Source organism: Nocardioides gansuensis (genome assembly GCF_003076135.1).
GTDB lineage: Bacteria > Actinomycetota > Actinomycetes > Propionibacteriales > Nocardioidaceae > Nocardioides > Nocardioides gansuensis.
The window spans coordinates 814488-833958 of the sequence record NZ_QDGZ01000001.1; the positions used below are offsets into that span (position 1 = coordinate 814488).

Here is a 19471-nt window from a genome sequence, read left to right on the forward strand (position 1 = left end):
GCTGTCGGCGTCGCCACGTAGGCTGGCGGCGAGATGAGCATCCCCTCCCCGCTGCCCGGACTGGACGACGTCACCCCCGCCGAGGAGCCTCGGACGACGCGCCGTGGGCCGTCCGCCGACGAGCTCCTCGAGGGCCTCAACGAGCCCCAGCGCGCGGCGGTCGTGCACGCCGGCGCGCCGTTGCTCGTCGTCGCGGGGGCGGGCTCGGGCAAGACCCGGGTGCTCACCCGCCGGATCGCCTGGCTGGTCTCGGAGCGCAAGGCCCACCCGGGCTCGATCCTGGCCATCACCTTCACCAACAAGGCCGCCGCCGAGATGAAGGAGCGGGTGGAGCAGCTGGTCGGCCGGCGCGCCCGGGTGATGTGGGTGAGCACGTTCCACTCGGCCTGCGTGCGCATCCTGCGCAAGGAGATCGACCGGTTCGGCTACAAGTCCAGCTTCTCGATCTACGACGCGGCCGACTCCAAGCGGCTGATGACCCTGGTGCTGCGCGACCTCGACCTGGACCCGAAGCGCTACCAGCCGGGCGCCGTCCTCCACTGGGTCTCCAACCACAAGAACGAGCTGCGCGACCCCGAGGAGGCCGCGAAGGACACGCGCAACGGCTTCGAGGAGGCCTACGCCACGGCGTACAAGACCTATCAGGCCCGCCTGCGCGACGCGCACGCCCTCGACTTCGACGACCTGATCATGATGACCGTCCACCTGTTCCAGGCGTTCCCCGACGTCCGGGAGCTCTACCGTCGGCGGTTCCGCCACGTCCTCGTCGACGAATACCAGGACACCAACCACGCGCAGTACGCCCTGATCCACCAGCTCTGCGGCCAGGACCTGGAGGAGACCGGCTCGGAGGCCGTCCCGCCGAGCGAGCTGATGGTGGTGGGCGACGCCGACCAGTCGATCTACGCCTTCCGCGGCGCCAACATCCGCAACATCCTCGACTTCGAGCAGGACTTCCCCGACGCGGTCACGATCCTGCTGGAGCAGAACTACCGCTCCACGCAGACGATCCTCACGGCGGCCAACTCCGTCATCAAGAACAACGCCGGCCGCAAGGAGAAGCGCCTGTGGTCCGAGGCGGGCGACGGAGAGCGGATCGTCGGCTACGTCGCCGACGACGAGCACGACGAGGCGCGGTTCGTCAGCGAGGAGATCGACCGGCTGGTCGACGAGGCCGGCCTCCGTGCCGCCGACGTCGCGGTGTTCTACCGCACCAACGCGCAGTCCCGGGTGTTCGAGGAGGTTTTCATCCGCACCGGCCAGCCCTACAAGGTGGTCGGCGGGGTCCGGTTCTACGAGCGCCGCGAGGTGCGCGACGCGCTGGCCTACCTGCGGATGCTGGTCAACACGGCCGACGAGATCTCGCTCCGCCGGGTGCTCAACACCCCCAAGCGCGGCATCGGCGAGCGGGCCGAGGCGTGCATCGCGGCGCTCGCCGAGCGCGACCGGACCACCTTCTGGGAGGCGCTGACCCGCGCCGCCGACGCCCCGGGGCTGGCGACCAGGTCGCTGCGCAACATCGAGGGCTTCGTCGCGATGGTGCAGGAGCTCCAGTCGATGGTCGACGCGGGGGAGCGGGCCGACGTGGTGCTCGAGTCGGTGCTCGAGCGCTCGGGCTACCTCGCCGAGCTGGAGTCCAGCGACGACCCGCAGGACGCGACCCGGGTGGAGAATCTCGCCGAGCTCGTCGCGGTCGCGCGGGAGTTCTCCGACGACCCCCAGGCCGGTCCTTCCGCAGACCCCTCCGACGTGGAGGCCGGCACGGTCGCCCCCGGGCTGCGCGACTTCCTCGAGCGGGTGGCGCTCGTGGCCGACAGCGACCAGATCCCCGACTCGCCCGACGGCGACGACTCCGGCGTCGTCACCCTGATGACCCTGCACACGGCCAAGGGGCTGGAGTTCCCCGTCGTGTTCCTCACCGGCCTCGAGGACGGTGTCTTCCCCCACCAGCGGTCCCTGGGCGACCAGCCCGAGCTCGAGGAGGAGCGGCGGCTCGCCTACGTCGGCGTCACCCGGGCGCGCGAGCGGCTCTACATCTCCCGCGCCATGGTGCGCTCCGCGTGGGGGGCGCCGTCCCACAACCCCGCGTCACGCTTCCTCGACGAGCTGCCCGTCGACCTCGTCGACTGGCGGCGCACCGAGGCTGCCCAGACCCGGTGGGGACGTCCCGACCTGGCCAGTGGCTCGCCCGCCCGTCTCGGCGCACCCACGGCGGCCGGCCGGCGCAACTTCTCCTCGGCCGCGGCCCGCGCCGACGCGATGGCCAAGGCCAAGCCGGCGCGCGAGATCCCGTCGCTGGAGCCCGGCGACCGGGTCGTGCACGACTCGTTCGGCCTCGGCACGGTCGTCGCTCTCGAGGGAGCGGCGGAGAAGGCGGTCGCCTCGATCGACTTCGGCTCGGAAGGCGTCAAGCGGCTGCTGCTGCGCTACGCGCCGGTGGAGAAGCTCTAGGGGTTGAGCCCGTGCTGGACCAGCGCGGTCCAGGGGTCGACCGGGTCGCCGCCGCCGGGGCGCACCTCGATGTGGAGGTGCGGGCCCGTCGAGTTGCCAGTGGAGCCGACTGTGCCGATGACCTCGCCGCCGCGCACGACGTCGCCGACGTCGACGAGGAAGCTGGTCTGGTGGCAGTACCAGATCTCGGTGCCGTCCTCGAGGGTCACCACGGTCTTGTTGCCGTAGGAGCCGTCGTAGCCGACCTCGGTCACGACGCCGTTGGCGACGGAGTGGATCGGGGAGCCGGTGGGGGCCGACATGTCGAGGCCGGTGTGGACGCTGGCCCACAGCGACGAGGACTGGCCGAACGTGGCGCTGATCCGGTAGCTGGTGAGCGGCAGCACCCACAGGTTCTTCTTGATCTTGGCTGCCTGCTTCTCGGCACTCTGCGCGAGCTGCTCGAGCACGGCGTTGCGCTGCTCGGCCTGGGCCTCGGTCTGCTCGACCAGCTCCTGGTCGGCGGCGTCGGCCAGCGCGTCGCGGCGGGAGTCACGGCTCACCACGACGTCGCGGCGGCTGAGGGCGGAGGTGGCGTTGGTGAGGCCGAGGGCCATGCCGCCGGAGGCAGAGGGGGTGGTGTGCTGCGCCACGTAGCCGTCGAGGTCGGTGCCGGAGGCGCTGACGGCACCGCCCGCGGAGACGGCCAGCGCGGTGACGCCGAGGAGGATCGGGGTGGAGGGGAGGGCCTTCATCAACGGGCTGCGACTTGGCTGCTTGACGGCCCTGCGCTTGCCCGCTGTGGATGGGGTCGCCGGGGTCCGTTGGCCTTCGCCGCGTACCGCGCGATGGTTGCCCATGTAGTAGTCCCTCAGGTGGTGATGCCGGTCCCCCGAATCGAGGCCCGACTGTAACGGAAAGATCACGACGCCGGAAATCCGCGTCACGCAGAAGTGTGGATGACGTCCGAGTCGCCCGCCGGCGGATCACCCTAGACGGGCCCTCTCCCCGCCTGGGCTGTGGGGTGGCTCACGTGCAGGTCTGCAGGCGGACCCGCACTGTCTGTGACCCCGCTGACAGGTCTAGGGTGCCCAGTGGATTTCCCAGACTCTCAATATGAAGAAAAGGACTGGGTTCGTGGACCTGATGGAATACCAGGCGAAGGAGCTCTTCGCCAAGCATGGTGTGACAACCACCCTGGGCAAGGTCGTCGAGACCGCCGAGGACGCGAGGGCCGCCGCCGAGGAGTTCGGCTTCTGTGTCGTCAAGGCGCAGGTCAAGGCCGGTGGCCGTGGCAAGGCCGGTGGCGTGAAGCTCGCCAAGACCCCGGAGGAGGCGTTCGAGCACGCGTCCAACATCCTGGGCATGGAGATCAAGGGCCTCACGGTCAACCGCGTGCTGGTCACCCCGGCCACGCCGCCGGTCGAGGAGTACTACTTCTCCTTCCTGCTCGACCGCTCCAACCGCTCGCACCTGTGCATCGCCTCCGTCGAGGGCGGCGTGGAGATCGAGGAGGTCGCCAAGACCAACCCCGACGCCGTCAAGAAGATCCCGGTCGACGCGCTCGAGGGGGTCACCCCGGAGAAGGCCGCCGCGATCGTCGATGAGGCGAAGTTCCCCGCCGAGCTGCGCGACCAGGCCATCGAGATGGTGCAGAGGCTCTGGGAGGTGTACGTCGAGGAGGACGCCACCCTCGTCGAGGTGAACCCGCTGGCCCGCCTCGAGGGCGACAAGCTCGAGGCCCTCGACGGCAAGGTGTCGCTCGATGACAACGCCTCCGAGATCCGTCACCCGGACCACCACGCGTTCGAGATCCGCGAGGAGGCCGACCCGCTCGAGGCGAAGGCCAAGGACAAGGGCCTCAACTACGTCAAGCTCGACGGTGCCGTCGGCATCATCGGCAACGGCGCGGGCCTGGTCATGTCGACCCTCGACGTCGTCGCCTACGCCGGCGAGGCCCACGGCGGCGTCAAGCCCGCCAACTTCCTCGACATCGGTGGCGGCGCCAACGCCCAGGTGATGGCCGACGGTCTCGACGTCATCCTGAACGACGAGCAGGTCAAGTCGGTGTTCGTCAACGTCTTCGGCGGCATCACCGCCTGCGACGAGGTGGCCAACGGCATCAAGGGCGCCCTGGAGATCCTCGGTGATGCGGCGACCAAGCCCCTCGTCGTACGCCTCGACGGCAACAACGTCGAGGAGGGCCGACGGATCCTCAACGAGCTGAACCACCCGCTGGTGACCCAGGTCGACACCATGGACGGCGCGGCCGACAAGGCCGCCGAGCTCGCCCACCAGGCCTGAGAGCGGAGAGAAGAAGAAAGATGTCGATCTACCTCAACAAGGACTCGAAGATCATCGTCCAGGGCATGACGGGTGGGATGGGCTCCAAGCACACCACCCTGATGCTCGAGGCCGGCTCCAACATCGTGGGCGGCGTCAACGCCCGCAAGGCCGGCACCACGGTCGAGCTCGCGGGCCAGGAGCTCCCCGTGTTCGGCTCCGTCAAGGAGGCCATGGCCGAGACGGGCGCTGACGTGTCGGTCGTCTTCGTGCCGCCGGCCTTCACCAAGGACGCCTGCATCGAGGCCATCGACGCGGGCATCGGCCTGCTCGTGGTCATCACCGAGGGCGTGCCGGTGCAGGACACCGCCGAGGTCTTCGCCTACCTCGAGGGCAAGTCCACCCGGATGATCGGCCCGAACTGCCCCGGCATCATCACGCCGGAGGAGTCGCTGGCCGGCATCACGCCGCACACCATCGCGGGCAAGGGCCCGATCGGCCTGGTGTCGAAGTCCGGCACGCTGACCTACCAGATGATGTACGAGCTGCGTGACTTCGGCTTCTCGACCGCCATCGGCATCGGCGGCGACCCGATCATCGGCACCACGCACATCGACGCCCTCGAGGCCTTCGAGAACGACCCGGAGACCAAGGCGATCGTGATGATCGGCGAGATCGGCGGCGACGCCGAGGAGCGTGCCGCGGCCTACATCAAGGACCACGTCACCAAGCCGGTCGTCGGCTACGTCGCGGGCTTCACCGCCCCCGAGGGCAAGACGATGGGCCACGCCGGCGCCATCGTGTCCGGCTCGTCCGGCACCGCCCAGGCCAAGAAGGAGGCCCTCGAGGCCGTCGGCGTCAAGGTCGGCAAGACGCCGTCCGAGACGGCGGCCCTGATGCGCGAGGTCCTGCAGAGCCTCTGATCCACCCTCGCGAGGGCCTGGCAGCTGCGGCTGCCGGGCCCTCGTGCGATGTCAGGGGGTACGCCGTCACTCGCCGTCGCAGCCGTCCTCGCTGTAGACGCACAGGGACCGGACCACGGGTTCGGAGCGCGCCTGCAGGTCGTCGACCGCAGCCTGCATGACCCGGGCCAGCTGCCCGGTGCCCTCGTGGTAGGTCTGGTGGAGGAGCAGGGCGTTGCCGACCCGCACCAGGAGGTAGACGGTGCCCATGCCTGTAGGCCCGTCCTTGTCGAGATAGTGGTCGACGTAGGCGAACGACTCCTCGCCAGCGGCGGATGCCAGGGGCACCGGCTGGATCGCGGCCGCGCCCGGCTCTGCGGCGGGGCAGGTCTCGACCTCCTTGCGCACCCTGGCCAGCGCCTCCTCGGCGCTGGCGCCGTCGCGGTAGACCGCCAGGGTGCGGAACTCCCCACCCGACTTCCCGTCCGACCAGGCCGCCCACGCGCCGTCGAGGCTGTCCTCGATCGTCCACGCCGGCTGCCGGTCGCCGCAGGGGTGGAGGCTCAGCAGGGCGTCGAGGCGCTGCAGGCTCTCGGCCTCCGCCGGGTCGAGGGGGCCGGTCTGCGCCGGGATTGCCGGGTCCAGGGCCATGCCGTCGGTGAGCGGGAAGTCCTCGGCGATCGTGATGACCCACTCGTGCGGGCTCGGCGTCTCCACGGGGTCGATGGCTCGCCCGCCACCACCCGCCGAGAGGGCGACCGGAGCGGCGATCGCGGCCACGGCGGCGACGGCCGCCAGGGCCGTCGCGGCGCGGGTGCGGCGCCGGCGGCGGTCGCCGAGGCGGCGTACCTCCGCGGCGGGCAGCGCAGGCTGCGGGAGCTCACGGGTGAGCTCGTCGAAGATCGGGTCAGGCATGGGTGGCTCCCTCGGCGGAGGCGGTGTCGGCGAGCAGGGCGGCGAGGGCGGTGCGGCCGCGGCTGAGCCTGGCCTTGACCGTGCCCTCGGGGGCGCCGACCTCGCGCGCCACCTCGCTCACCGGCAGGTCGGCGAGGTGGTGGAGCACCAGGACCAGGCGCTGGGCCTCGGGCAGCCGCTGGAGCGCCGCGACGACGGCGACGTGCGTCTCCGTGGGCGGCGGGGACTGGGACGGCGCGGCCAGGGCCCGGTCGACCGGGCGGCGGCCGCGGACGACGCGGCGCCAGCGGCTCACCGCGAGGCGGTGGGCGGTGGTGCGGACCCATGCCTCGGGGTGGCCGTCGGCCGACAGCTGCCGGCGGTGTGCCCAGGCCCGGACGAACGCCTCCTGCACGCACTCTTCGGCCTCGTCGCGGCTCCCGACCAGCGCATGGACCTGCGCGACGACGCGGCCGTACGACGCGGCGTAGAAGTCGTCGAAGTCGTGTTCGTCCATCCCGGTCCCCTCGTGAGGTGCGTACAGCAGTCATACGCCTCACCGGCCGGTCCGGTTGCAGGGTTGGCCGAATCAGCTGATCGGGTTCCGGGTGCAGGCGGGTTCAGCGGCCGGGAAGGTCCGCCAGCCGCTCCAGCGCCCGCCGGGCCACGGCCCGGAAGTCGGCGCTGCTCATGCTCATCCGGGCCGTCGGGGTGAGGCCGACCTGGGAGACGGCGGTGCCGTTGCGCATGATCGCCATCAGGAACGGCACGGCGCGGTCGTCGGAAATCTCGATGTCGAGCCGCCAGACACTGAGCTCCCGGTCACGACCCTCCACCTGCTCGAGCCCGGTCACGCTGGTGCCGAGGTTGGCCTCCGCGCAGGCCCGCACCTTGCGGCGTACGGCGTCGACGAAGGCGCGCGCGTCCTTCTCGGAGAGCCGGCCGACCGTCTGGGTCAGGCCGAAGGAGCCTGCGTCCTTCACCTCGGGGAAGAGGAAGGTGCGGGTCAGGTTGCGGCGGATGCCGCGGCCGCCGAAGCTCGTCCGGTCGCACGCCGTCGCCGCTACGTTGGTGCTCGCCGGCTCGGCGTCGGTGCCCACCCAGGGACCCACCGCGCGGGTGACGGGTGGGAGGTCGGCGGCGACGAGCATGCCGCGCGGCGGGCCGACGGGGAGCGGAGGCACGTTCCGGGCGCGCGGAGGGGCGGCGCACGTGCCGCTGCCGGGATTGGCGCACAGTCCGTTGACGGCCGCCGCCAGCGCAGCAGCGGCCTGCTCGGTGGGCACGCTGCCGGTGGCGACCTGCGCCATCGTAGTGACCGTGAGGCGGCCGCTGCGGGCGACGGCGACGCTGATCGTGGCGGGCTCGCGGGTCCAGGAGCGGAGGGTGAAGAGGGCGGCGTCGTCGCCCACGCCGCGCACCTCGTGGGTCTCGAGGAGCTGCGTGCGCGGGGCGGCGCAGCCGGCGTACCACGAGCGCGCCGTGCGGAAGGCGGCCGCGGCGGTCCGCTCGTCGCTGGAGAGCTCGACGAGCTCGACGGCGCGGCCGACCACGACGTCGCGCCGTACCCGCTTCACGACGGTGCGGCGGCCCCGCTTGACCTCCTTGCGGCGGGTGACCTGCTCGGTCCCCGAGAAGGTGCGCACCAGCGAGCCGACGCCCCGGGGATCGGCGAACTGGGTCTGCTGGCACGGCAGCACCACGCCGTCACCGCGCAGGTTGTCCCAGGTGTTCCTCTCCGACCAGTCGAGCCGACGGGCATAGCGGGTCACCTGGTCCTGGGCCAGCAGCTCCTCGGGGGAGATCGTGGCCTCCGCCGCCGGGTCGGCGGGAGGCGGGAGCATCCGTGCCCCCGGGGCCACGCGCTCCTCGCGCAGGCTGATCGGCTCTGCGCCACCCGCGGCGACGATGGTGCCGGACCCGACCAGCGCGGCGACCGCCACGCCGACGCCGACCAGCGTGTGGGTGCGCCGCCGGGCGGTCCCGGCGCGGCGCACGATGGAGCTGCGGGGCCACCGGCTGCCGGCCACGACGACCCGGAGGCGGTCGATCATCGTGCGGACCTGCGTGCTGTCGACGTCACGGTCTATCGCGAAGCGGGCGGTGGCTGTCTGGAGGCAGCGCTCCGCCTCGGCCCGGGGCAGGTTGACGACCCGGGCGATCTCGGCGAGCGGGAGAGGGGTCAGGGCCGTCAGCACGAGCGTGCGACGCTCGGGACCCGACAGCCGGGCGAGGGCGTCGAGGATGCTGCGCAGCTCGGGGTCGAGCGTGCGCTCGCGGTGCCAGGGGCGCGCCGTGTGGCGGCGCTGCGCCCGGCCGTGGGCGAGCGGCCGGAGCCAGCCGACGGGGTCCTCGAGGCGCGACACGGCCCGCCAGTGGTGCCAGGCCACGGCGAAGGCGTCGCGCACCGCCGTGCGCGAGGCGGGCAGGTCGCCGGTCAGCGCGAAGGTCTCGAGCAGGAGCTGGTCACGGGTCGAGACGTAGAAGGCATCGAACTCGTCCGGACTCCTCATGGCCGTCCCAGCGTACGCCGGGTGCCCGGCGTGCCTGCACCACGGGCCCAGGCCCCGGGGTGATGATGGCGGGGTCATGACCTCCTTGCTCGCGCCCCGTGACCACCGCACCGACGCGACCCTCGCCCAGCGCCGTCCCCTCGTGCTGGTCGCCACGCTCGGCGGCATCCTGGCCGCCCTGGGGCCGCTGCTGGTGCTCGTGGCGGTGGGCATCGTCGGCTGGTTCCTCAGCGACGCGGGCGTCCACGGGGCCCCGCGGGACGGGATGCGAGCCGGTGCGCTGGCGTGGCTGATGGCGCACGGGTCGGGCGTCTCCGTGGCGGGTGCCTCGGTCACCGTCGTGCCCCTGGGCCTCACCGCCGTGTGCGCCTGGGCCATCTGGCGGCTCGGCCACCGGGTCGGCGATGCTGTCTCGGGGCACGGGCCCGACGCCGACCGGATCGGCGACGGCGAGCGTGACTGGACCGTGCCGTCGGCCGTCGGGCTGTTCTTCCTGGGCTACGTCGTGACCGCCATCGTGGTCTGCTCCCTGGCCGGGGGCGCCGATGCGGGGCCATCCGTGCGCGGGCTCGTCGGCTGGACCGTGCTCCTCACGCTCCTGGTCGCCGCCCCCGCCATCGCGGTCGGCTCCGGCCGGGCGGCCATCTGGGCCACGCTCGTCCCGCCGGTCGTACGGCTTGCTGCCACCACGGCGGTGACGGTGCTCGTTGCCTTCCTCGCCGCGGCGACGGTGCTCTTCCTCATCGGCCTGGCGCTCGGCCTGGGGGAGGCGGCCACGATGCTCTCCCAGCTGCACCTCGGGGTGGGGGAGTCCGTCCTCTTCCTCGTCGTCAACGCGGCCTTCGTCCCCAACGCCGTCCTCTTCGGTGGCGCGTTCCTGCTGGGCCCGGGCTTCGTGGTCGGCGGCGGGACGCTCGTCTCGCCGAGCCTCGTGGTCCTCGGCCCGCTGCCGCTCCTTCCTCTGCTGGCCGCGCTGCCCGACCCGGGCACGAGCCCGGCCTGGATGGCCGCAGTCGTGGCCGTGCCTCCCCTCGTCGCGGCCGTGTCCGTGGCGTGGATGCAGCGGCGCCACCCGACCCCCCGGTGGGACCACGGGGCGATGCGCGGCTGCGGCGCCGGCATCCTCGCCGGGGTCGCCCTCGCGGTGCTCAGCAGCCTCGCCGGCGGCAGCGCGGGTCCCGGCCGGATGCGCTTCGTCGGCGCCGTCCCGGCCGACGTGCTCATCCACGCCATCACGGCGTTCGCCCTGGGTGGTCTCGTCGCCGGCTTGGCCACGACGTGGTGGCAGCGGCGCAGACCCTAGACTCACCGCCCGTGACCGCACGCCTCGTCGTACTCGTCTCCGGCTCGGGGACCAACCTGCAGGCCCTCCTCGACGCCTGCACCGACCCGGCGTACGGCGCGGAGGTCGTCGCCGTGGGCGCCGACCGCGAAGGCATCGAGGGACTGGCCCGGGCCGAGCGTGCCGGCATCCCGACGTTCGTGCACAAGGTGAAGGACTACGCCGACCGGGCGGAGTGGGACCGCGCGCTCGCCGACTCGGTGGCTGCACATGCGCCCGACCTGGTCGTGTCGGCGGGCTTCATGAAGCTGGTGGGCCCCGGCTTCCTGGCCCGCTTCCCCGACAGGATGCTCAACACCCACCCCGCCCTGCTGCCCTCGTTCCCGGGCATGCACGGGGCCGCCGACGCCCTGGCCTACGGCGTGAAGGTCACCGGGGCGACGCTCTTCGTCGTCGACGGCGGCGTCGACACCGGGCCGATCGTCGCGCAGACGGTGGTGCCGGTGGAGGACGACGACACCGTCGAGACGCTGCACGAGCGGATCAAGGTCGCGGAGCGGGCGATGCTCGTCGAGTCGGTCGGCCGGCTCGCGCGCGAGGGCTGGCGGGTCGAGGGGCGGCACGTCCGCATCGGCCGCGTCCACTAGGCTGGCCCCACACGACTGGCGCAGGTGGGCAACCACCAGGGAGTGCCCCCATCCGGGGACAGCGAGCGGCATCGAACGCCTGGGTGCCCTCCCCACATCGGCAACCACCGACAGGAGTCACCGTGTCCGACCGCATCCCGCTCCGCCGGGCCCTCGTCAGCGTCTACGACAAGTCCGGCCTCGAGGAGCTCGTCCGGGGCCTCCACGACGCCGGCGTGGAGCTCGTCTCGACGGGCGGCTCGGCGAAGCTGATCGCCGACCTCGGCATCCCGGTCACCAGGGTCGAGGACCTCACCGGCTTCCCCGAGTGCCTCGACGGCCGGGTGAAGACGCTGCACCCGCGCGTGCACGCGGGCATCCTCGCCGACCGCCGCCTCGACAGCCACGTCCAGCAGCTGGCCGACCTGGGCGTCGAGCCCTTCGACCTCGTGGTGTCCAACCTCTACCCCTTCACGCAGACCGTGATGTCCGGCGCGACCCCCGACGAGTGCGTCGAGCAGATCGACATCGGCGGCCCCTCGATGGTCCGCGCGGCCGCGAAGAACCACCCCTCCGTCGCCATCGTCACCTCGCCCACGCGCTACGCCGAGGTGCTGCGCGCCGCGCAGGAGGGCGGCTTCACGCTCGCGGAGCGCCAGCAGCTCGCCGCCGAGGCCTTCGTCCACACCGCGACGTACGACGTCCACGTGGCCAGCTGGATGGGCAACGTGCTCACCGACAGCTCCGAGGGCACCGGCTTCCCCGCCTGGATGGGCGCCACCTGGGAGAAGTCGGCGGTGCTGCGCTACGGCGAGAACCCGCACCAGGCGGCCGCGCTCTACACCAACGGCTTCCAGCCGCAGCCCGGCCTGGCCCAGGCCACGCAGCTGCACGGCAAGGAGATGTCCTACAACAACTTCGTCGACGCCGACGCCGCTCGCCGCGCGGCCTACGACTTCGACGAGCCGGCCGTCACGATCATCAAGCACGCCAATCCCTGTGGCATCGCGGTCGGCGCCGACGTGGCCGAGGCGCACCGGAAGGCGCACGAGTGCGACCCGGTCTCGGCCTTCGGCGGCGTGATCGCCACCAACGTGTCCGTCTCGGTCGAGATGGCCAAGCAGGTCGCGGAGATCTTCACCGAGGTCGTCGTCGCGCCGTCGTACGACGAGGGCGCGGTGGAGGTGCTCGCGGCGAAGAAGAACATCCGTCTGCTGGAGTGCGCGCCGATGTCCCGCGGCGGCGCCGAGCAGCGGCCCATCTCCGGCGGCCTCCTGCTCCAGCACCGTGACGTCATCGACGCCGAGGGCGACGACCCCGCCACGTGGACGCTGGCCACGGGCGAGGCTGCGTCCACCGAGGTGCTGGCCGACCTCGCGTTCGCGTGGCGCGCCTGCCGGGCCGTGAAGTCCAACGCCATCCTGCTCGCCTCCGGCGGCGCCTCGGTCGGCGTCGGCATGGGCCAGGTCAACCGCGTCGACTCCTGCCGCCTCGCCGTCGAGCGGGCGGGGGAGCGGGCCGCCGGCTCCGTCGCGGCGTCCGACGCGTTCTTCCCCTTCGCCGACGGTCCCCAGATCCTCATCGACGCAGGCGTCCGGGCGATCGTGCAGCCGGGCGGATCCGTGCGCGACGCCGAGGTCGTCGAGGCGGCCGAGAAGGCCGGCGTCACCATGTACTTCACCGGCACCCGCCACTTCTTCCACTGAGGGCCCAGCGATGACTGCACAGACACTGGACGGTGCCGCCACCCTGCGCACCATCAAGGCCGAGCTCGCCGAGCGCGTGGCCCGGCTCAAGGAGCAGGGCATCGTCCCCGGCCTCGGCACCGTGCTCGTCGGTGACGATCCGGGCTCGCACTGGTACGTCGGCGCCAAGCACAAGGACTGCGCCGAGATCGGCATCACCTCGATCCGCCGCGACCTCCCGGCCACCGCCACCCAGGCGGAGGTGGAGGGAGTGATCGACGAGCTGAACGCCGACGCCTCGTGCACCGGCTTCCTGGTGCAGCAGCCGACCGGGCTCGACGAGTTCGCGCTGCTGTCCAGCGTCGACCCGGACAAGGACGTCGACGGCCTGCACCCGACCAACCTCGGCAAGCTCGTGCTGGGCGAGTCCGGCCCGCTGCCGTGCACGCCCGTGGGCGCGATCGAGCTGCTCCGTCGCCACGGGGTGCAGATCGCCGGCGCCGAGGTGGTCGTGGTCGGCCGCGGCCTCACCGTGGGTCGTCCACTCGGCCTCCTGCTGACCCGCCGTACGGAGAACGCGACGGTGACGCTGTGCCACACCGGCACCGTCGACCTGGCCGGGCACGTCCGCAACGCCGACATCGTCGTGGCCGCCGCCGGAGTGCCGGGCATCATCTCCGGTGACATGGTCAAGCCTGGCGCCGCCGTGCTGGACGTGGGCGTCTCCCGCGTCGACGGCAAGGTCACGGGTGACGTCGCACCGGACGTGTGGGACGTCGCGGGCTGGGTTTCGCCCAACCCCGGGGGTGTCGGTCCGATGACCCGGGCCATGCTGCTGACCAACATCGTCGAGATCGCCGAGAAGCAGCTCGGGACCAGGTAACCCGTGACCGAACCAGCCGAGGAGCCTGCCGCGCAGGAGCCCGACATCGTCCCGCCCGAGGACGTCCCCCCTCTCTCCGCCGAGGAGCTCGTGAACGGCGAGGCCCCCGACGAGGCGGCCGGCGGCGAGGACGAGCGACGCTATCCCTCGACGATCGGGGGAGCGTTCTACCTCGCCGTGCTCGCCGCCAGCGGCGCCGCGCTGGCGATCGTCGTCACCGGAGCCTGGCGCCAGGGCATCCGGGTGATGGGCGGCGCCCTCCTGTTCGGCGCCCTCTGCCGACTGGCCCTGGGGCCGCGCGACGCCGGCATGCTCGCCGTGCGCTACAAGTGGCTCGACGCGCTGCTGCTCATCGCCCTCGGCGCCGCGCTCATCGTGCTCGCAGGCTCGATCCCCGACCAGCCCGGCCCGTAGATGCCGAGTCGGCGCATCCGCGTGAGCAGATGCGCCGACTCGGTCTCGATACGCCCCGTCGCGACCTCGCAGGCTCGGTCGCGGGGCCACTCGACCTGACCTCTCGACGCCCGGCGCTCGTTCCTCGCTGCGCTCGCTGCGGTCAGATCAGGCCGACTTGATGGGCCTGATCCGGCCCTCCGCTCGCTGCGCTCGCTGCGGTCAGATCAGGCCGAGCTGCTTGACCTGGTCTCGCTCCCCCTCCAGGCGCGCGACGGAGGCCGCGATGCGCTCCTTGGAGAAGTCGTTGAGCTCGATGCCCTGCACGATCTCGTACTGACCGTCGGTCACCGTGCACGGGAACGACGAGACGATGCCCTCGGTGACGCCGTAGGAGCCGTCGGACGGCACCGACATCGACACCCAGTCCGACGTGCCGTTGAGCCAGTCGTGCATGTGGTCGATCGTCGCGTTGGCAGCCGAGGCGGCCGACGAGGCGCCGCGAGCCTTGATGATCGCGCCGCCGCGGGTGGCGACCGTGGGGATGTACTCGTCGGTGATCCAGGCCTGGTCGACCTGCTCCGCCGCGGACTTGCCGCCGACCATCGTGTTGAACAGGTCCGGGTACATCGAGTCGTCGTGGTTGCCCCAGATCGCCAGCTGGGAGATCTCGGTGACGGGGACGCCGAGCTTCTTCGCGAGCTGGGTCTTGGCCCGGTTGTGGTCGAGCCTGGTCAGCGCGTTGAACCGCTCGTTCGGGATGTCGGGCGCGTTGCTCATCGCGATGAGCGCGTTGGTGTTGGCCGGGTTGCCGGTCACGAGCACCTTGACGTCGTCGGCGGCGTTGTCGTTGAGCGCCTTGCCCTGGCCGGTGAAGATCTTGCCGTTGGCCGACAGCAGGTCGGCCCGGTCCATGCCCTCCTTGCGGGGCATGGCGCCGACGAGCATCGCGACGCTGACGCCGCTGAAGATGGCGGCCGGGTCGGCGCCGATCTCCACGCCGGCGAGCAGCGGGAAGGCGCAGTCGTCGAGCTCCATGACCACACCCTCCAGCGAGGGCAGGGCGGGCTCGATCTCGAGAAGGCGCAGCTCGATCGGCCGGTCGCCCAGTGCGCCGGCGGCGAGACGGAAGAGCAGGCTGTAGCCGATCTGGCCGGCGGCGCCGGTGACGGCCACCTTGAGGGGCGTGGTGCTCACGACGGGACTCCTCGGAGTGGGACAGGTCTGGTCGGGCTGACGCTAGCAGCGGGGCAGCCGGTCGCACCGGGGGGCCCGGACGGTGGCATGCTGGTGCCGTGCGAGGTCGATCCGCGGGAATGTTCGCGGCCATCCCCGCCGCCCTGCTTCTCGGTGCCTGCGGTGTCGGCGCGCCCCCGGTCAGTGACCCGACCGGCGTCGACGGGCTCGTCGTCCCGACGCCGTCACCCGATCCGGCCGACTTCGTGCGCGAGGTCGGCAACCCGTGGCTGCCCCTGCTGCCCGGCAGCACCTGGCGCTACGAGGTGCGGGTGGACGGGGAGGTCGAGGAGACCATCGAGGTCACCGTCACCGACGACGTACGCCGCGTGGCGGGGGTCGACGCGACGGTGGTGCGCGACGTGGTGACCGACGCCGAGGGGAAGGTCGTGGAGGAGACCCTCGACTGGTTCGCGGAGGACCGGGCAGGCAACGTCTGGTACCTCGGCGAGGACACCACGTCGTACGAGCGTCACCGCCCGTCGACCGAGGGCTCCTGGGAGGCCGGGGTGGACGGTGCGATGGCGGGCCTGGTGATGCCGGCGGAGCCCCGGGTGGGCGACGGCTTCCAGCAGGAGTGGCTGCCCGGCGTCGCCGAGGACCGCGCCGAGGTGCTCGACGTGTCGGCGTCCCGGACGACGGCGTTCGGCTCCTGGGACGACCTCGTTCTGACAGAGGACACCACGCCACTCGAGCCGGACCTGGTCGAGCACAAGCTCTACGCCCACGGCGTCGGGCTGGTGCTCGAGGAGTCGCCGGCCGGCGACGAGGTCGTCGAGCTGGTCGCGTTCACCCCCGGAGGGCGCTGACCGGGGGGACCGTCAGTCGGGGCGGCGCACCTGCGTGCGGCCGTCCTCCTCGTCGGGGAGCGGCTGGCCCCACTGCTGCGGCTGCTGCGGAGCCTGCGGCTGGCCCCAGTACTGCGGGGCGGCCGGGGGAGGGCCCTGCGGCGCGACGGGCTGGCCGGGAGCAGGCTGGCCGGAGGCCGACTGCGGGGGCGCGCCCCAGGCGGGCGGCGGCGCCTGCCACTGCGGCTGCCCCTGGTTCCACTGCTGCTCGTAGCCTATCGGGGGCATGAACTGGTTCCTCGCCTGCTTGCCGCCGCCGAAGCTCAGCCCGGAGCCGGCGACCGGCTCGGCGCCGTGCCCGAAGATCACGGGGTAGGTCAGCCCGGCGACGACTGCCCCGACGAGGGGCGCGACGACGAACAGCCACAGCTGGATGATCGCGTCCGTGCCCGCGAAGACGCCGACGCCGATCGAGCGGGCGGGGTTGACCGACGTGCCGGTGGCGCCCATGGACGCGAAGTGGATCATCGCGAGCGCGAGGCCGATGGCCAGCGGCGCCATGAAGGCCTGGAACTCGTTGCGGGCGTCGGTCACGGCGAGGATCACCCAGAGGAAGACCGCCGTCAGGAGGGTCTCGAGCATCAGCGCGGCCCACCAGGCGAAGCCGCTCCCCTCGTCCCCGAAGGCGTTGGCGCCCATGTTGCCCTCGGCGGTGAAGCCGTCGAAGCCGTGCATCAGGCCGAACAGCGCGGCGCCGGCGACGAGGCCGCCGAGCAGCTGCGCGCCGAGGTAGAGGGGCGCGTCCCGCCAGGGCAGGCGGCCACCCAGGATGGCGCCGACGGTGACGGCGGGATTGAAGTGGCCGCCCGAGACGCGGCCGACGGCGTAGGCCATCACCACGACGGTGAGGCCGAAGGTGAGGCCGGTGGCGACGTAGTCGCCCCCGCTATTCAGCGCGGCGCCGACGCCGAAGAACACGAGCACGAAGGTGCCGAGCACCTCCGCTGCGAACTTCGCGCCGTTGGTCGGGACGTCGACCGGTTCCGAGATCTCAGTCATTGCGGCAGAGCCTTCCTGAACAATGTCATTTGGGAAGAGGCATGCCCACACCCCCGTGGGTCCGGCACGGACTCTAGCCGGGGAGGGTCGCTCGGTGCGAGGCTGGCCGAGTCCCCGAGCGGGGCCCACGTCAGGTATCTTGACGTCAAGTTAGTTGCCGCCGCAGACACCAGGAGCTGTCCCACGCCATGGCCAAGATCATCTACACGCACACCGACGAGGCGCCGCTGCTGGCGACGTACTCCTTCCTCCCTGTCGTCGAGGCGTACGCCGGGAAGGCCGGCGTCGAGGTCGAGACCCGGGACATCTCCGTGGCTGCGCGCATCCTCGCCCAGTTCGGGCTGGCCGACGACGCGCTGACCGAGCTCGGCGAGCTCGCCAAGACGCCCGAGGCCAACATCATCAAGCTCCCCAACATCTCCGCCTCCATCCCGCAGCTCAAGGCCGCGATCAGGGAGCTGCAGGAGAAGGGCTTCGACATCCCGGACTACCCGGAGAGCCCCGACAACGCCGAGGAGCAGGAGATCCGGGCCAGGTACGACAAGGTCAAGGGCTCCGCGGTCAACCCGGTCCTGCGCGAGGGCAACTCCGACCGCCGCGCGCCCGCCAGCGTGAAGAACTACGCGAAGACCCACCCGCACACCAACAAGCCGTTCGCCGAGGGCTCGAAGACCAGCGTCGCCACCATGGGCGAGCACGACTTCGCGTCCAACGAGAAGTCCGTGACGCTGCCGGCCGACGACACCCTCTCGATCGTGCTCGAGACGGCGGACGGCGAGAAGGTCGTGCTCAAGGAGGGCCTCAAGGTCCTCGAGGGTGAGATCGTCGACGCCACCCGCATGGAGGCTGCGGCCCTGCAGTCCTTCCTCGCGAAGACGCTCGAGCAGGCCAAGGCCGACGACGTCCTCTACTCGGTGCACCTCAAGGCCACCATGATGAAGGTCTCCGACCCGATCATCTTCGGCCACGTCGTGAGGGCCTACTTCGACGACGTCTTCGAGAAGTACGGCGCCGCCCTCGCCGCCGCCGAGCTGTCCCCGAACGACGGCCTCGGCGGGATCCTCGCCGGCCTGGACGCCCTGCCCAACGGCGCCGAGATCAAGGCGGCCTTCGACGAGGCCCTGGCCAGCGGCCCCCGCCTCTCCTACGTCAACTCCGACAAGGGCATCACCAACCTGCACGTGCCCTCCGACGTCATCGTCGACGCCTCGATGCCCGCGATGATCCGCAACGGCGGCCGCCTCTGGGGTGCCGACGGCGGCGAGGACGACACCCTCGCGGTGATCCCCGACTCGTCGTACGCCGGCGTGTTCCAGGCCGTCATCGACGACGTCAAGACCAACGGCCCGCTCGACCCCGCCACCATCGGCTCGGTCCCGAACGTCGGCCTGATGGCGCAGGCGGCCGAGGAGTACGGCTCGCACGACAAGACCTTCGAGATCCCGGCCGCGGGCACGGTCAGGGTCCTCAACGCCGCCGGCGAGGCGCTGCTCGAGCAGGACGTCGAGCCCGGCGACATCTGGCGCGCCTGCCAGACCAAGGACATCCCCGTCCAGGACTGGGTCAAGCTCGCCGTCACCCGCGCCCGTGCCACCGGCTCGCCGGCGATCTTCTGGCTCAACGAGGCGCGCGCCCACGACCGCGAGATCATCGCGAAGGTCAACGCGTACCTGCAGGACCACGACACCGAGGGCCTCGACATCCGGATCATGGCCCCGGCCGACGCGGCGAAGCTCTCCGTCGAGCGGATGCGCAAGGGCGAGGACACCATCTCGGTGACCGGCAACGTGCTGCGCGACTACAACACCGACCTGTTCCCGATCCTCGAGCTCGGCACCTCGGCGAAGATGCTGTCGGTGGTCCCGCTGATCGCGGGCGGTGGCCTCTTCGAGACCGGCGCGGGCGGCTCGGCCCCCAAGCACGTGCAGCAGCTCGTCGAGGAGAACTACCTGCGCTGGGACAGCCTCGGCGAGTTCTTCGCCCTGGTGCCGTCGCTGGAGAAGTACGCCGAGCAGGCGGACGCCCCGGCCGCACAGGTCCTGGCCGACGCGCTCGACCGCGCCACCGGCACGTTCCTCAACGAGGACCGCAGCCCCGGTCGCAAGCTCGGCACGACCGACAACCGCGGCTCGCACTTCTACCTGGCCCTCTACTGGGCCGAGGAGCTCGCGGCGCAGACCGAGGACGCGGAGCTGGCGGCCGCCTTCAAGCCGCTCGCCGAGACCCTGCGGGCCAACGAGGCGAAGATCGCCGAGGAGCTCATCTCCGTCCAGGGCAAGCCGGCCGACATCGGCGGCTACTACTACCTCGACGCCGAGAAGACCGCTGCCGTGATGCGCCCGTCGGCGACGTTCAACGAGGCACTCGCGTCGCTCTGACGCCGTCCTGCCGACCGCCCGGGCCCCCTCGAGGGACCCGGGCGGCCGTCATTTCGGCCCCCACCGCAGCAGCGGAAAATGGGGAGGTGGGTGTCGGTCCGGCGCCGTAGGGTCGAGAG

16 protein-coding genes are annotated in these 19471 nt (G+C 71.9%); 10 read left to right on the plus strand and 6 right to left on the minus strand.

Annotated features, from left to right (window positions below):
• The first annotated feature begins 33 nt into the window (after positions 1 to 33).
• Positions 34 to 2451: a DNA helicase PcrA gene (pcrA, locus tag DDE18_RS03850; protein ID WP_116570868.1), complete on the plus strand. Its 2418-nt coding sequence runs from the start codon at positions 34 to 36 to the stop codon at positions 2449 to 2451.
• Here the strand turns inward: pcrA and DDE18_RS03855 are convergent.
• Positions 2448 to 3185, minus strand: coding sequence for a M23 family metallopeptidase (locus DDE18_RS03855; protein WP_165821012.1), 738 nt, complete (start codon positions 3183 to 3185; stop codon positions 2448 to 2450). The two genes, pcrA and DDE18_RS03855, sit on opposite strands and share 4 nt — an antisense overlap.
• 382 nt (positions 3186 to 3567) lie before the next feature.
• On the opposite strand from DDE18_RS03855, the gene sucC reads away from it, so the two are divergent.
• Complete coding sequence (gene sucC / locus DDE18_RS03860) at positions 3568 to 4734, plus strand: ADP-forming succinate--CoA ligase subunit beta (RefSeq protein WP_116570870.1); 1167 nt, start codon at positions 3568 to 3570, stop codon at positions 4732 to 4734.
• Positions 4735 to 4754: 20 nt separating this feature from the next.
• Positions 4755 to 5636, plus strand: coding sequence for a succinate--CoA ligase subunit alpha (gene sucD / locus DDE18_RS03865; RefSeq protein WP_116570871.1), 882 nt, complete (start codon positions 4755 to 4757; stop codon positions 5634 to 5636).
• Between the two features lie 66 nt (positions 5637 to 5702).
• Here sucD and DDE18_RS03870 read toward each other — a convergent pair whose 3' ends face one another.
• From DDE18_RS03870 to DDE18_RS03880, 3 genes are all read right to left on the minus strand, one after another.
• Positions 5703 to 6530 (minus strand): hypothetical protein, encoded by an 828-nt coding sequence (locus DDE18_RS03870; RefSeq protein WP_116570872.1) that lies wholly within the window; start codon positions 6528 to 6530, stop codon positions 5703 to 5705.
• Positions 6523 to 7026 carry an RNA polymerase sigma factor gene (locus DDE18_RS03875; protein ID WP_116570873.1) on the minus strand — a complete coding sequence of 168 codons (504 nt, stop codon included), beginning with the start codon at positions 7024 to 7026 and terminating at the stop codon, positions 6523 to 6525. The genes DDE18_RS03870 and DDE18_RS03875 overlap by 8 nt, the downstream gene beginning before the upstream one ends.
• A 103-nt stretch (positions 7027 to 7129) precedes the next feature.
• The gene (locus DDE18_RS03880; RefSeq protein WP_116570874.1) at positions 7130 to 9022 is read right to left on the minus strand and encodes a sigma-70 family RNA polymerase sigma factor; all 1893 of its coding nucleotides are present in this window, start codon (positions 9020 to 9022) and stop codon (positions 7130 to 7132) included.
• Between the two features lie 76 nt (positions 9023 to 9098).
• On the opposite strand from DDE18_RS03880, the gene DDE18_RS03885 reads away from it, so the two are divergent.
• The 5 genes from DDE18_RS03885 (at position 9099) to DDE18_RS03905 (ending at position 13912) form a co-directional block, all read left to right on the plus strand.
• Positions 9099 to 10325 carry a cell division protein PerM gene (locus DDE18_RS03885; RefSeq protein ID WP_116570875.1) on the plus strand — a complete coding sequence of 409 codons (1227 nt, stop codon included), beginning with the start codon at positions 9099 to 9101 and terminating at the stop codon, positions 10323 to 10325.
• Positions 10326 to 10336: 11 nt separating this feature from the next.
• Positions 10337 to 10951: a phosphoribosylglycinamide formyltransferase gene (gene purN, locus DDE18_RS03890; protein WP_116570876.1), complete on the plus strand. Its 615-nt coding sequence runs from the start codon at positions 10337 to 10339 to the stop codon at positions 10949 to 10951.
• Positions 10952 to 11073: 122 nt separating this feature from the next.
• The gene (gene purH, locus DDE18_RS03895; RefSeq protein WP_116570877.1) at positions 11074 to 12636 is read left to right on the plus strand and encodes a bifunctional phosphoribosylaminoimidazolecarboxamide formyltransferase/IMP cyclohydrolase; all 1563 of its coding nucleotides are present in this window, start codon (positions 11074 to 11076) and stop codon (positions 12634 to 12636) included.
• Positions 12637 to 12646: 10 nt separating this feature from the next.
• A complete protein-coding gene (locus DDE18_RS03900) occupies positions 12647 to 13498 on the plus strand; it encodes a bifunctional methylenetetrahydrofolate dehydrogenase/methenyltetrahydrofolate cyclohydrolase (protein ID WP_116570878.1) in 852 nt (283 codons plus the stop codon).
• Between the two features lie 3 nt (positions 13499 to 13501).
• Positions 13502 to 13912, plus strand: a complete 411-nt coding sequence (locus tag DDE18_RS03905; protein WP_116570879.1) for a DUF3017 domain-containing protein — start codon at positions 13502 to 13504, stop codon at positions 13910 to 13912.
• Positions 13913 to 14113: 201 nt separating this feature from the next.
• On the opposite strand, the gene DDE18_RS03910 is transcribed toward DDE18_RS03905, so the two are convergent.
• Positions 14114 to 15088 (minus strand): malate dehydrogenase, encoded by a 975-nt coding sequence (locus DDE18_RS03910; protein WP_116570880.1) that lies wholly within the window; start codon positions 15086 to 15088, stop codon positions 14114 to 14116.
• Between the two features lie 98 nt (positions 15089 to 15186).
• Here DDE18_RS03910 and DDE18_RS03915 point away from each other — a divergent pair, with 98 nt between their 5' ends.
• Positions 15187 to 15936 (plus strand): hypothetical protein, encoded by a 750-nt coding sequence (locus DDE18_RS03915; RefSeq protein WP_133241143.1) that lies wholly within the window; start codon positions 15187 to 15189, stop codon positions 15934 to 15936.
• 12 nt (positions 15937 to 15948) lie between these two features.
• Here the strand turns inward: DDE18_RS03915 and DDE18_RS03930 are convergent, their stop codons facing one another.
• Positions 15949 to 16974: an MIP/aquaporin family protein gene (locus tag DDE18_RS03930; RefSeq protein WP_211754377.1), complete on the minus strand. Its 1026-nt coding sequence runs from the start codon at positions 16972 to 16974 to the stop codon at positions 15949 to 15951.
• Positions 16975 to 17162: 188 nt separating this feature from the next.
• On the opposite strand from DDE18_RS03930, the gene DDE18_RS03935 reads away from it, so the two are divergent.
• Positions 17163 to 19352 carry an NADP-dependent isocitrate dehydrogenase gene (locus DDE18_RS03935; protein ID WP_116570882.1) on the plus strand — a complete coding sequence of 730 codons (2190 nt, stop codon included), beginning with the start codon at positions 17163 to 17165 and terminating at the stop codon, positions 19350 to 19352.
• The last annotated feature ends 119 nt before the right edge of the window (positions 19353 to 19471 follow it).

Excerpts from the sequence above, each read along its gene's own strand:
- sucD (WP_116570871.1), top strand. The coding sequence starts at position 4,755 with ATGTCGATCTACCTCAACAAGGACTCGAAGATCATCGTCCAGGGCATG.
- DDE18_RS03870 (WP_116570872.1), bottom strand. The coding sequence starts at position 6,530 with ATGCCTGACCCGATCTTCGACGAGCTCACCCGTGAGCTCCCGCAGCCT.
- DDE18_RS03930 (WP_211754377.1), bottom strand. The coding sequence starts at position 16,974 with ATGACTGAGATCTCGGAACCGGTCGACGTCCCGACCAACGGCGCGAAG.
- DDE18_RS03935 (WP_116570882.1), top strand. The coding sequence starts at position 17,163 with ATGGCCAAGATCATCTACACGCACACCGACGAGGCGCCGCTGCTGGCG.
- DDE18_RS03880 (WP_116570874.1), bottom strand. The coding sequence starts at position 9,022 with ATGAGGAGTCCGGACGAGTTCGATGCCTTCTACGTCTCGACCCGTGAC.
- DDE18_RS03875 (WP_116570873.1), bottom strand. The coding sequence starts at position 7,026 with ATGGACGAACACGACTTCGACGACTTCTACGCCGCGTCGTACGGCCGC.
- pcrA (WP_116570868.1), top strand. The coding sequence starts at position 34 with ATGAGCATCCCCTCCCCGCTGCCCGGACTGGACGACGTCACCCCCGCC.
- DDE18_RS03855 (WP_165821012.1), bottom strand. The coding sequence starts at position 3,185 with ATGAAGGCCCTCCCCTCCACCCCGATCCTCCTCGGCGTCACCGCGCTG.
- DDE18_RS03885 (WP_116570875.1), top strand. The coding sequence starts at position 9,099 with ATGACCTCCTTGCTCGCGCCCCGTGACCACCGCACCGACGCGACCCTC.
- DDE18_RS03900 (WP_116570878.1), top strand. The coding sequence starts at position 12,647 with ATGACTGCACAGACACTGGACGGTGCCGCCACCCTGCGCACCATCAAG.